Origin of the sequence: Mesorhizobium caraganae (genome assembly GCF_016836705.1) — a bacterium.
GTDB lineage: Bacteria > Pseudomonadota > Alphaproteobacteria > Rhizobiales > Rhizobiaceae > Mesorhizobium > Mesorhizobium caraganae.
On record NZ_JAFCGY010000033.1, the window covers coordinates 25000 to 37314 of the forward strand.

Consider the following 12315-nt stretch of genomic DNA (forward strand, 5'->3'; position numbering starts at 1 on the left):
CCTCTGCCCTGCCGGGCATCTCCCCCGCAAGGGGGGAGATTGGCAGCTTTACCGGCCCTAACGCCAAGACGGCCTACTGCCCCATCTTGTAATCAAGAAACCACTTCTTGTTGAGCGCCTCGATCGTCCCATCCGCCTTGAGCGCCGCGATCGCCGCATTGACCGGCTTCACCAGAACCGAACCCTTCGGAAAAATGAAGCCGAAATCCTCGGTGCCGAGCGGGCCGCCGATCAGCTTGAGCTTGCCGCCGGAGGCGTCGACATAGCCCTTCCCCGCAGTGCCGTCGGTCAGCACGACATCGACATCACCGGACTTCAGCGCCTGCACCGAGGCTCCAAAAGTCTCGAACTGCTTGATGCGCGGGTTCTGCTCATTGCCGTCGAGCACGCTGTAGACGGCGGTGTAGAACGGCGTGGTGCCGGCCTGTGCGCCGATCAGCCCGTCTTTGAAGTCGGCGAAGGTCTTGGCGTCGGTGAAGCGGCTTTCGTCGCCGCGCACCAGCATGAACTGTTCCGAACGCATATAGGGGTCGGAGAAATCGACCTTCTCCTTGCGGTCGTCCTTGATGGTGATGCCGGTCATGCCGATGTTGTACTGGTTGTCGGAAACCGCCTGGATCATCGCATCCCAGGAGGTGTTCTGGTACTCGACCTTGAAGTTCAGCCGCTTGGCGATCTCGTCCATCGCGTCATATTCCCAGCCGATCTGCTTGCCGGTCTTGGGGTCGATGAACTGCAGCGGCGGATAGGCGTTTTCCGTCACCACCACCACCTTCTTGCCGCCGAGGTCGGGCAGCGCATCGGCCGCCCATGCAGCAACGGGCGCGAGGAAACAGGCCAGCAGGCCGGCCAGCAGCAGTTTCGATTTGGTCATGATACACTCCAGGATGAGAAGCCCGCTTGCAGCCGGGCTCACATGAAAATCCAGGCGCGACTTTAGCCGTCCGTAGACGGCTTGCAAGCCGGTCCAGTGCTCAGCGTCCGGTGAAAGTGGATTCCAATGCCTTCAACCGGCGCGGTTTTAGAACGCTTCGCGGTCGGCATTTCTTCCGTGACCCGCTATGGCTAACTGGGCCGCTTTCGAGCACAAGGGAAACCGTCAAACGACGGGTCAGGATGCTGACGCTGCGTCACGCAATTTTGCGACAAACCCGGTCAAGGTCCGGTGCAGCGACCTCAGCTCCTCGACTTCCAGCGGCATGGCGCAGGCAAGGCCGGCGGATACATCCTTGATGCGTGCGCGCAGCGCCTGGCCCTTTGCGGTCGGTTCGACCAGCACGCGGCGCTCGTCGGCTGGGTCGCGTCGGCGGGTGACCAGGCCACCCACCTCAAGCCGCTTGAGCAGCGGCGTCAGCGTCGCCGAATCCAGCCCCAGCGCCTCGCCGAGCTCGCCGACCGTGCTCGGCGCATGCTGCCACAGCGCCAGCATCGCCAGATATTGCGGATAGGTGAGGCCGAGCGGGTCGAGCAGGGGTCGGTAGAGTTTGGTCATCAGCCCGCTCGCGGAATAGAGCGCGAAGCAGAGCTGCTGGTCCAGGCGCGGAACAGCGATCGTCCCGGCGGTATCCGCCGGGACTTCTGTGGCTCTGGTTTCGGTCTTCGTCGTCATGCTGCCTTTGCCGGAAGCGCCACTGTCGAAAGCGCCACCTCGACATTGCCCTTGATCGCGTTTGAATAGGGGCAGATCTTGTGCGCTTCCGATACAAGCGCTTCCGCCGCCGCCTGATCAAGGCCCTTCGTCTCGGCGGCGAGCGCGACACCGAGCTTGAAGCCTTCGCCGTTGGGAAGCAGGCTGACGGTCGAGGTCACCGACGCATCGGTCAGCGACAGCTTTTGCTTGCGCGCGACAAAGCGGATGGCGCTTTCGAAGCAGGCGGCATAGCCGACCGCGAACAGCTGCTCTGGATTGGTGGCGCCACCCTGTCCACCGAGTTCCCTCGGCAAAGCTAGGTCGACCTTGAGCAGGCCGTCGCTGGTTTCGCCATGGCCGGCGCGGCCGCCGGTGACGCGAGCCTGTGTGGTGTAGAGTGCCATTTCAGTTCTCCAATTAATTTGCGTACGATTATTTAGTACACAAGATAATGTGCGGTCAACAGCCGAGCCCCAATTTCTCGGCCGACAATCGTTCACAGTCTGGTGAAATGAAAAAAGGCGGCCGAAGCCGCCTTTCCAAAATCCTTGGTCGAGACCTTATTCGGCCGGGGTGGCTTCCGCAGCGGCCTTGGCTGCCGCTTCAGCCTCGTCGGCGGCCTTCTTCTCGGCGGCTTCCTTGGCGGCCGTCTCGGCTGCCAGCGCCTGGGCGGCGGCGACCTTCTCGGCTTCGATGCGGGCCTTCTCGGCGTTCAGCGCATCGCGCTCCTCATCGTTGAGCTTGCGGGCGCGCACGCCGGTGTTTTCCGAAATACGGGCGGACTTGCCGCGACGGTCGCGCAGATAATAGAGCTTGGCGCGGCGCACCTTGCCGCGGCGCACGATCTCGACGCCCTCGACCATCGGCGAGAAGACCGGGAAAACGCGCTCGACGCCTTCGCCGTAGGAGATCTTGCGGACGGTGAAGTTTTCCTGGAAGCCGGCGCCGGAGCGGGCGATGACGACGCCCTCATAGGCCTGGACACGGGTGCGGGTGCCTTCGGTCACGCGGACCTGGACGCGCACGGTGTCGCCGGGCTGGAATTCGGGAAGCTTGCGCTTGGCTTCGATCTTGGCGGCCTGTTCGGCCTCGAGCTGACGGATGATATCCATCTCAATAGTCCACTTCTTGTTCTTCCGACAGTCAGAGCGTCCGACACTCGCCTTGCAGTTCCATTGACCGCTCGGCTATGCCCTTTGTCTCCGAGACATCTGTCTTCTGGACATCGGGCAGGGGCGACTACACCGTCATTGTTGACGGGTCTGGGAGATTTCTCGCCAGTACGGGCGGGCACATACAGCTATTTCACTCACTTGTCACGCCTTGGCCCTGTCTTTTTTGGTCGCATGCCACCACGCAATCGTCCAGTACAGGGTTGCGCCTGCCCTCCAAGCTTCCTAAGCGGGACGACGCATACTTGTCCGGCGCCACTCTCATGACGATTTTCGATATGTCCGTTCTCGACGCGGCCCTGCTGTTTGCGGCAGGCTTTCTGTCGGGCGCATGCAACGCGGTCGCCGGCGGCGGCACGTTCATCACCTTCGGCGCCATGTCGCTGGTCGGCGTACCGCCGATCGTCGCCAACGCCACCTCCTCGGTGACCCAGTTTCCGGGCTACATCACCTCGACGCTCGCCTACTGGACCGACATCGAGCATTTCTGGCGCGGCGCGCTGCTGCTCTGCCTGATTTCGGCCGCCGGCGCGCTGGCCGGCGCCTTCATCCTTCTGGCGCTGTCCAACCCGTCCTTCCGCGTCATGGTGCCGTGGCTGCTTTTGGCCGCCACCGCGCTGTTCGCAGCCGGACCGTGGCTGAAGCCGGCGCCAAAGCCGGGACACGAGGCCGCGGTCGGCTCGCTCGCCGGGTCGCTGGCGCAGTTCCTCACCGCGGTCTATGGCGGCTTCTTCGGCGCCGGCATGGGCGTGATGATGCTGGCGACGCTCGGCCTGACACAGGCCGGCGACTACCACCGGCTGAATGCGCTGAAGAACATGCTGGCCGTGGTTATCGCGGCGGTAGCGATCATCGTCTTCGTCTCCGGCGGCGTCGTCGCCTGGCCGCAAGCGATCGTCATGATCCCCGGCGGCGCGCTCGGCGGCTATGCCGGCGTGTGGATCGCCAAGCGCGTGCCGCAAAACGCAGTACGCGGCTTCGTCATCGCCGTCGGCCTGTTTCTGGCGTTTTATTATTTTGCCAAGGGCTGAGCGGCGAGCAAATCCGGTCGCCGATCCCTGGTCAGCTTCTCGGACTCCGCGCGGCGCCAGGCGGCGATCTTCTTGTGATTGCCTGACGTCAGCACGTCGGGGATCGGCCTGCCCTCGAATTCCTGTGGCCGCGTGTAGTGCGGATGTTCGAGCAGGCCGTTCTCAAAGCTTTCCTCTTCGCCTGACACCGCATTGCCCATCACACCGGGCAACAGCCGCACCACGGCGTCGAGCAGCACAAGTGCGGCCGGCTCGCCGCCGGAGAGGATGAAGTCGCCGATGGAGACCTCCTCCAGGCTTCGCGCCTCGATCAGCCGCTGGTCGACGCCTTCGAAGCGGCCGCAGACGATGACGGCGCCCGGCCCGGCCGCAAGCTCGCGCACGCGCGCCTGCGTCAGCGGTTTGCCGCGCGGGCTCATCAGCAGTTTTGGCCGCGGATCGCCCTCTGGCGCCGTGTGGTCGATCGCCTTGGCCAGCACATCGGCGCGCATCACCATACCGGCGCCGCCCCCGGCCGGTGTGTCGTCCACCCTGTGGTGGCGGTCCTCAGCAAAGTCGCGGATCTGGACCGCTTCCAGTGACCAAGTACCTGCCTCCAGCGCCCGCCCGGCCAGCGACAGGCCGAGCGGACCCGGAAACATCTCGGGATAGAGCGTCAGCACCGATGCCTTGAACGTCACCGGTTGCCTCCGGCGTCCTTGGGCCCGCGCGGCCGGCCCTTCGCGTCGAAATTGTCTTCACGCGGCGTCTCGCCATCCTCGTCGTCGATCAGACCGGCGGCGGCCGGATCGACGCGGACAAACCCCTCGGCAACCGCCACCTGCGGCACGGCGGCCTGGGTGAACGGGATCAGCACGCCTTTGCGCCCGCCGAGTGTGACGTCGAGAATGTCGCCGCCGCCGAAATTGTGCACGGCGACCACCTTGCCGATGACCGCGTCCTTATCGTCGCGGACCTCGAGCCCGACGAGATCGGCGTGGTAGAACTCGTCCTGCTCGCCATCGTCCGGCAGCATCGAGCGGTCGACGAACAGCTCCGTGCCAGCCAGCGCCTCGGCGGCATTGCGGTCGGCAATGCCCTTGAAGCGCACCACGACGACGGTGTTGGCGGGCCGAATGTCGATGATCTGGAAGGCGCGGCCGTCCTTGGCATAGAGCGGCCCATAATCGGCCAGCGCCAGCGGCTCGCCGGTGAAGGTTTTGACCCTGAGTTCGCCCTTGATGCCGTGGGCGGCGCCGATCACGGCCATCTGGACGGGGTTCTGGGGCTTGCTCATGGCTGATGTCCTTTGCCCTGCTCTAACGCCCTCCCGTGGCCATTTCAATGACAGCTTCTTCACCGCTTCCTAACCCGGCTGCCTGACAATGGCCGCATGCAGGAATTTCTCATCCCGGCAAAACCCGACCTCCAGGCAGCGCGCGAGAGCTGGCTGAAGATGCTGGCGCGCGAACGCCGGCTGTCGCCGGCGACGGTCGAAGCCTACGAGCGGGATACGCGCCAGTTCCTGCATTTCCTGACGGGACATTGCGGCGGCTCGCCCGGCATTTCCGACATCGCCACTTTGCGTCCGGCCGATCTGCGCGGCTTTCTTGCCGCGCGGCGCAACGCCGGCGCCGGCGCCCGTACGCTCGGCCGGGGTCTTGCCGGCATCCGTTCGCTGCTGCGTTTCCTCGAGCGGCGTGGCCTCGCCAACGCAGCGGGAGCAGCAGCGCTGCGCGCCCCGCGCCAGCCAAAATCACTGCCCAAGCCACTCACCGCCAGCGACGCCAAACATGTCGTCTCGGTGGAAGGCCAATTGGCGGAGGAGCCCTGGATTGCCGCCCGCAACGCCGCCGTGCTGACGCTGCTCTACGGTTCGGGCCTGCGCATTTCCGAAGCGCTTGGCCTCAGTGCCGCCGACCTGGCCTCGGAAGCCGACACCGTGCTGCGCGTCACCGGCAAGGGCGGCAAGACGCGGCTGGTGCCGGTGCTGCCGGTGGCGCTGCGCGCCATCGCCGAATACCGCAAACTGTGCCCTTACCATCTCGACCCCAAGGGCCTTTTGTTTCGTGGCGCTCGCGGCGGACCGCTCAATCCGGCCATCGTCCAACGCGACATGGCCAAACTGCGCTCGGCGCTCAACCTGCCGGATACCGCCACCCCGCACGCGCTGCGCCACTCGTTCGCCACCCATCTGCTTGGCCGCGGCGGTGACTTGCGCACCATCCAGGAGCTTCTCGGCCATGCCAGCCTGTCGACGACGCAGGTCTATACCGGCGTCGACACCGCAAGACTGCTCGAAATCTATGAGTCCGCCCACCCAAGGGCGTGAACTCTTCAAATTTGTGCCGCCGATTAACCGTTTCGCCGCTTTTCGGTCCTAGAAAAGCGATCATGAAACGCGTCATCGCCATCGCCGACCGCGCGGCCCTTGCGTCGCTGAAGCTGCTTGTCGCGCTCAACGCGCTGTTTTTCCTGTCTTTCCTCATCGTGCTGCTGCTCGCCGCCGGTAAGGCGCATGCCGACGTCCCGGTCTGCACCGGCGCTGATCTGCTGTCGGCCCTGCAGAAGGACGACCCCGCCACCTATGCCAGGATCGAGGCGCAAGCGGCGGCGACGCTGAACGGCAAGGGCCTATTGTGGAAACTGGAAAAATCAGGCGAAAAGCCGTCCTTCCTGTTCGGCACCATGCACATGACCGACCCGCGCGTGACCGCGCTGCCGCCGGCCGCCAAGCGGGCCTACGACGCTGCCGGCACCATCATCATCGAAACCACCGACGTGCTCGACAAGCAGAAGATGATGAGGCCATGCTCAAGGAGCCCGAGCTGATGATGTTCACCGACAGCACGACGCTGTCGTCGCTGTTGTCGCCGGAGGATGCGGCGGTGGTGAACAAGGGGCTCGATGCGCGCGGCATTCCGCCGGCGAGCGTCTCCAAGATGAAGCCGTGGCTGCTGTCGGCCATGGTCGCGCTGCCGGTCTGCGAGGTCGCCCGCCAGGCGGGCGGCGCGCCGGTTCTCGACGTCAAGCTGGCTGAGGACGCCAAGGCTAATGGAAAGCCGGTGGAAGGCCTGGAAACCGCCGCCGGCCAGCTCCGCGCCATGGCTTCGCTGCCGATCGCCTTTCACATCAAGGGGCTGGTTGAAACCTTGAAGCTCGGCGACAAGATAAACGACATCAACGAGACCATGATCGTGCTCTACCAGCGCGGCGACACCGGCACGTTCTGGCCGCTCCTGCGGTCAATGTCCCCAGGCGAAGAGGACGACGCTGCAGGGTACGCCGCCTTCGAGCAGGCCATGATCACCGACCGCAACAAGGTGATGGTCGATCATGCCCAGCCGATCCTGGCCAAGGGCAACGCCTTCATGGCGGTCGGCGCCCTGCATCTTCCCGGCCCCGAAGGCCTGGTGGAGGATTTTCGCAAAGCCGGCTATACTGTCACTGCCGTCGACTGATCTGCGCGGCTCCTTGCCTGCCGAATCACGCAAGGCTCGGTTGTGTCTGGGTCCGCAGCTGATTCGCGGTCCGAAGACCAGTTGGCCCTATTCTTGGCGAAAAAGTACAGGTAAGCTCAGTTTTGCTCACTCGCGATTGATTTTGCGGGGGAAATACAGGCCACCGACCGGTTGCAAATCAGAATTTTCCTGCGTTCGGCGATTTCCAGGCCTAGTATGAAACCCGTTCAACGGTTGCGCGTTGATGGGTGTTGTTTGATGCTTTTCATCCACGGAGGACACTTTTATGTCGAACCCTAACGACCCGGGCCCGGCGCCCAAATCGGGCGGTGGCAGCGGCTGGCTGATTGCGCTGGTCGTCGTCATCCTTGCGATTGTCGCGTACTATGTTTTTGGAAGAAGCGGCGAGCATCCGGCACCCGCTGAGCCGCCGGCAGCCAGCACACCGGCACCTGCGCCTGCACCGGCTGAGCCGATGAAGCCCGCCGAACCGGCTCCCGCGCCAGCCCCGGCGCCCGCACCTGCGCCTGAGCCCGCTCCGGCACCAGCCCCGGCTCCCGCACCGGCCCAGTAATCAGGCCACTGAATTTAATAACGAACGGCCCGCTGCGAAGCGGGCCGTTTTGTTTTTGGGCCTGTTATTGGCGGGGGATTGCCCATTTGACAAACCAAATCGTTCAATGCGATTCTTTCGCCAGACAGGCCGGCGCCGGCTGGAGTAACAGCCGATCCTTTTTGCCGCATTCCCGGCACAAGGTTGAAGAGTCAGACTACCCCTCTAGCTTAGGGGGGTAGTCATGGGTCGCGTCGAGTTCTTCACCATAAGGCTACTTAGGCGTTTGCCGATCTCGGTCGCCTTTGACGCGCATCTCAGCCGGTGCGCTTTTGCGTCCTCGCTGTTCGACGAGAATTTGACTCTTGGCAAATTGCTTGGCTGGACTGCTCTGGAGAGCAGCATAGGCCAGACGGACGCGGGTAACGAGGCTATTGAAGCCGCCATGCTTGCCGGCTGGATTGCCGAGAACAGGGACGGCGGTGTAGTCGGTGAAGTTATCAGCGTCGAGCACAAAGGCGAGACGATCCACTAGCTCCTGCGCAGTCTCGCCGGTGATGATGACATAGCCGATATGGCGCTTGTCGTGCATGACCGGCTTGGATACAGGACCGACAGCGCGGGCGAGAGCTTTCAATTCCCGGTCGCACAATTCGGCTTCGAATTTTAGAAATACCTGGAGCAAAAGAACGTTCTTGTAGGCCATGGGGAGGATGCCTTCTCGAATCGGGGGAGGATTTCGACTCTCCGCAGATTCCGCAGCGTCAACAAGCCCTTAAGCGCCGGCTAATGCCCATCCCTGTGGGTTGCGAGGATAAACCCCAGCAATCTCAGTCTGAAGGCCTCTTCCGCACCTGTTTGGCGAGGGCCTTTATCTCTTCGTCCGTCAACTTCTGCGCCTTGGCGACTTTTGCGACGGCATCGTCATAGTCCTCGTCCGTCACATCCTCTAGGGCGCGAGCAGCTTCAAGGAACTTGTCGATCTGAGATTTATCCTTAGCCATGGGTCGACTCTTTACGGGTTTCCGGGAGTCAGATATGAATGTCGCCGCCGGCGAGTTTTCTCGCCAGCGGACAACCGAGCCTTAGATGCTATGCAGAGCCTTGGCCCTCATACATCTATTATCTTGGTTGACCACATGGGCCTCTCCTTTCCTTTGCGCCTGTCCGGGCTGGGTTAAAAGGGGGTGTCATCGTCGCCTCGGCGAAGACCTCTTGCCGAATTCAACAACTCGGCAATGCTTTCCTGAAGCGACTTCTGGGTGGAGCCGGAGGGAATCGAACCCTCGGGAGAGTCGGTTGGTAAGGCCTTCTCCCGACCAGTTTCCGGCCCCGTTTCGTCAAAAGGCTCTGACGTTGGCGCGTCAGAGCCTTTTGTGAAATCTGGTACTTGCGTCCTAATCCATTTGTCTCCGTCCTTGTCCGCCAAGCCGTCTGCGCGAAGGCGTGACAGGATGGATGAGACAGAGGTATTGCTTGTGTCCCGTCCTGCCGCCGAGATGGCGTTAGCGATCTCCAGCGGCGTCTTGCCTTCGATCCCGTCTAGTTGCTCAAGGATCAAATCCTTGAGCGTCGGAGCATCTGGACGAAGGGACGGCGCCGGGGCGCCAGTAAGCAGCGCGATGGCTTCGTCAAGGGACCGCAAGTTGCCCTTGGCCTCCTTGAGGTCGGACTGCAACTGTTCAATGCGATCCGCGAGGGTGCCGCGTTCCGCGATGAGAATCGAGACTGCATGGGATGGACGGGTCATCCGCGAGAACTAACGCGATTCCCAGACAAACGCAAACACCGTCTGGCGACAGACACGGTTTTCTGGGTTGTCTGTTTGCCTCTCAGAAACACATGCAGATATCTTTATTTCCGCCTGCGCTTCGGCTTGAACGGAAAGCGGTGCTGGACAGGCTTCCGGCGGAAGCTATGCCGGGCGTCGCGAAGGACCTCGGAACGTAAGGCGCTTGCCCTTCACTCCAAGAAGAGCCTTCACCGCGCGCACGCCATCATCGACGCCAAGCGCAACGCGGTGCTGTAGCGGAAATCGAACTCGGCCAGATAACGGTGCAAGTGGTGTTCCGCGCAATGCTGGTAGACGCCTTTCATGCCGCGCTTAAAGATGCTGTAGAAGCCTTCCACGGTGTTCGTATGGATGGTCTTTTCGCCTTCGTAGCGGACGTATTCGTCCTTGGAATGCACGACCGTATCGTGCGATGCGAACTCGCCGCTTAGATAGCGGTAGCCGCCCCACTCGTCGGTCATCATTGCAGTCTCTTTCGCGATGTTAGCGCGAACGATTGGCATGACGGTCTTTACCTTGGCACTGTCGATATGGAACGAGCGGGCAATGCCGCCGCGCTCGACCAGCGTAAGGACGGTGTTCTTGTGGGCGCCGCCGCCGCGACGGACTTCCGTGCCGGCTAAACGTCCGATGTAGGTCTCGTCGGCCTCGACGGTTTTTCCCGGGCCGCCCATGGGCGAAAGGCTGCCTGATGCCATAGCGAAGCGAACGCGATGGCAGAGAAACCAGGCGGTGTCATACTTGCATTCCAGTATCCGGTGGATCTGATGCGCGCTGATGCCCTTCTTCGATGCGCACATGAGGTGTATCACCTGCAGCCACTTGTGCAGCGGCATGTGGCTTTCCTCGAAAATGGTGCCCATGCGGACGGTGAACTGCGAGCGGCATTTTGAGTTCGAACACTTGTAAAGGCCGTGGCGCTCGACGCCGTTGGGGTTCTTCTTCGAAGCCTTTGAGCGGACGCCCTTCAAAGCATAGTGCCGCTCATTGGATTTGCACTTGGGGCAAACCGGGCCGGTCGGCCACAAGATGCCCTCGACGTGCTCGAAAGCCTTGGCTTCGTCGTGGAACTCGGGGCGGGACAGAACCGACATGGCGATAACTCCTTGGAATCGTTATCGCATAATCCGTTTGGTTTGTCAAACGGGTAATCGCCTATTGGCGAGGGTAGCGATCCTTCACCGCCGACGTGCTGCAAACTTCCCGTCGAAATCAGATATGGATCGGCTTGAAGAACGTGGCCAGTGCCGCTTCCTTGACCGCTTCCGACATTGTCGGGTGCGCGTGGCAGGTGCGGGCGAGGTCTTCGGACGAGCCGCCGAACTCCATCAGTACCGCAGCCTCATGGATCATCTCGCCGGCGCCGAAGCCGACAATGTGGACGCCGAGCACGCGGTCGCTGGCTTTGTCGGCGAGGATCTTCACGAAGCCGTCGGTGTGCAGCATGGCGCGCGCGCGGCCATTGGCGGTGAACGGGAATTTTCCGATCTTGTAATCGATGCCGGCCTTCTTCAGCTCCTCCTCGGTCTTGCCGACCGAAGCGATTTCCGGGCTGGTGTAGACGACGCTCGGGATGACGTCGTAGTTCACATGGCCGGCCTGGCCGGCAATGGTCTCGGCCACCGCCACGCCTTCATCCTCTGCCTTGTGCGCCAGCATCGGTCCGGCGATGACATCGCCGATGGCGTAGATGCCGGCCACATTGGTCCGCAGATGGCCATCAGTCTTGACCCGGCCGCGCTCATCGACCTCGACGCCGGCCTCCTTCAGCCCGAGACTGTCGGAATAGGCCCGGCGTCCGGTCGAGATCAGCACCGCGTCGGCCTCGATGGTCTCGGCCGCTCCGCCCTTGACCGGCTCGAAGGTGACCGTCGCACCCTTCTTGACCTTGGTCACACCTGTCACCTTGGCACCGAGCTTGAACTCGAACCCTTGTTTGGACAGCAGCCGCTGGAACTGCTTGGACACCTCACCGTCCATGCCGCCCAGGATGGTGTCGAGGAACTCGACCACGGTGACCTTGGCGCCGAGCCGCGCCCAGACCGAGCCGAGCTCCAGCCCGATGACGCCGCCGCCGACCACCACCAGTCGCTCCGGCACTTTCTCGAGCGACAGCGCGCCGGTCGACGACAGGATCACCTTCTCGTCGATGTCGACCTTGACGCCGGGAATGCCGGCGACATCCGAGCCGGTGGCAATGACGATGTTTTTCGTCTCGATCTCCTCGACCTTGCCGTCCTCAGCCGTCACCGAGACCTTGCCGGCGGCGACCACCTTGCCGGTGCCGCGGAAGGAGTCGATCTTGTTCTTCTTGAACAGGAAGGCGACGCCGTTGACGTTGGCCGAAACGGTTGCGTCCTTGTGCGCCATCATCTTCTTCAGATTGAGTTTCGGCGTTACCTCGACGCCGAGCGTGTCGAAGGAATGGCCTGCCTCGGCGAACATCTCGGAAGCATGCAGCAGCGCCTTGGACGGGATGCAGCCGATGTTGAGGCAGGTGCCGCCGAAAGTGGCGTTCTTCTCGACCACCGCGACCTTCAGCCCCAGCTGCGCCGCCTTGATGGCGCAGACATAGCCGCCCGGTCCCGACCCGATGATAACGACGTCATAAGCCATGATGGGTGTCCTTCTTGCCTAGAGCATGATGCCGAAAAGTGTGAAGCGGTTTTCGGAGACCATCATGCTCTATCCCTTTGA

General features: G+C 62.6%; 12 protein-coding genes and 2 pseudogenes. 3 read left to right on the forward strand and 11 right to left on the reverse strand.

The window, feature by feature from the left end; genetic code table 11:
* Positions 1–73 precede the first annotated feature (73 nt).
* From JQK88_RS30285 to rplS, 4 genes are all read right to left on the reverse strand, one after another.
* The gene (locus JQK88_RS30285; protein WP_192251293.1) at positions 74–874 is read right to left on the reverse strand and encodes a transporter substrate-binding domain-containing protein; all 801 of its coding nucleotides are present in this window, start codon (positions 872–874) and stop codon (positions 74–76) included.
* Positions 875–1111: 237 nt separating this feature from the next.
* The gene (locus JQK88_RS30290) at positions 1112–1609 is read right to left on the reverse strand and encodes a MarR family winged helix-turn-helix transcriptional regulator (protein ID WP_192251290.1); all 498 of its coding nucleotides are present in this window, start codon (positions 1607–1609) and stop codon (positions 1112–1114) included.
* Positions 1606–2034 carry an organic hydroperoxide resistance protein gene (locus JQK88_RS30295; protein ID WP_192251287.1) on the reverse strand — a complete coding sequence of 143 codons (429 nt, stop codon included), beginning with the start codon at positions 2032–2034 and terminating at the stop codon, positions 1606–1608. The genes JQK88_RS30290 and JQK88_RS30295 overlap by 4 nt, the downstream gene beginning before the upstream one ends.
* Before the next feature lie 156 nt (positions 2035–2190).
* Positions 2191–2742 carry a 50S ribosomal protein L19 gene (rplS, locus tag JQK88_RS30300; RefSeq protein ID WP_142867183.1) on the reverse strand — a complete coding sequence of 184 codons (552 nt, stop codon included), beginning with the start codon at positions 2740–2742 and terminating at the stop codon, positions 2191–2193.
* A 338-nt stretch (positions 2743–3080) separates the two neighbouring features.
* Here rplS and JQK88_RS30305 point away from each other — a divergent pair, with 338 nt between their 5' ends.
* Complete coding sequence (locus JQK88_RS30305; protein ID WP_192251380.1) at positions 3081–3833, forward strand: sulfite exporter TauE/SafE family protein; 753 nt, start codon at positions 3081–3083, stop codon at positions 3831–3833.
* Here JQK88_RS30305 and trmD read toward each other — a convergent pair.
* Together trmD and rimM are read right to left on the reverse strand one after the other, a co-directional pair.
* Positions 3815–4513 carry a tRNA (guanosine(37)-N1)-methyltransferase TrmD gene (trmD, locus tag JQK88_RS30310; RefSeq protein ID WP_192251285.1) on the reverse strand — a complete coding sequence of 233 codons (699 nt, stop codon included), beginning with the start codon at positions 4511–4513 and terminating at the stop codon, positions 3815–3817. The genes JQK88_RS30305 and trmD overlap by 19 nt on opposite strands.
* Positions 4510–5109, reverse strand: a complete 600-nt coding sequence (gene rimM / locus JQK88_RS30315; RefSeq protein ID WP_192251284.1) for a ribosome maturation factor RimM — start codon at positions 5107–5109, stop codon at positions 4510–4512. The genes trmD and rimM overlap by 4 nt, the downstream gene beginning before the upstream one ends.
* 96 nt (positions 5110–5205) lie before the next feature.
* Between rimM and JQK88_RS30320 the strand changes: the two genes are divergently transcribed.
* A complete protein-coding gene (locus tag JQK88_RS30320; RefSeq protein WP_203280376.1) occupies positions 5206–6144 on the forward strand; it encodes a tyrosine recombinase XerC in 939 nt (312 codons plus the stop codon).
* A 62-nt stretch (positions 6145–6206) separates the two neighbouring features.
* Positions 6207–7273: pseudogene (locus tag JQK88_RS30325) on the forward strand (TraB/GumN family protein).
* Between the two features lie 827 nt (positions 7274–8100).
* On the opposite strand, the gene JQK88_RS30330 reads toward JQK88_RS30325, so the two are convergent.
* From JQK88_RS30330 to lpdA, 5 genes and pseudogenes are all read right to left on the reverse strand, one after another.
* Positions 8101–8532, reverse strand: coding sequence for a hypothetical protein (locus JQK88_RS30330; RefSeq protein WP_203280377.1), 432 nt, complete (start codon positions 8530–8532; stop codon positions 8101–8103).
* Positions 8533–8656: 124 nt separating this feature from the next.
* The gene (locus tag JQK88_RS30335) at positions 8657–8830 is read right to left on the reverse strand and encodes a hypothetical protein (RefSeq protein ID WP_183445735.1); all 174 of its coding nucleotides are present in this window, start codon (positions 8828–8830) and stop codon (positions 8657–8659) included.
* Between the two features lie 173 nt (positions 8831–9003).
* A complete protein-coding gene (locus tag JQK88_RS30340; RefSeq protein WP_203280378.1) occupies positions 9004–9576 on the reverse strand; it encodes a hypothetical protein in 573 nt (190 codons plus the stop codon).
* 165 nt (positions 9577–9741) lie between these two features.
* A pseudogene (locus tag JQK88_RS30345) lies at positions 9742–10712 on the reverse strand (IS1595 family transposase).
* A 118-nt stretch (positions 10713–10830) separates the two neighbouring features.
* Positions 10831–12234 carry a dihydrolipoyl dehydrogenase gene (gene lpdA, locus JQK88_RS30350; RefSeq protein ID WP_192251280.1) on the reverse strand — a complete coding sequence of 468 codons (1404 nt, stop codon included), beginning with the start codon at positions 12232–12234 and terminating at the stop codon, positions 10831–10833.
* Positions 12235–12315 lie beyond the last annotated feature (81 nt).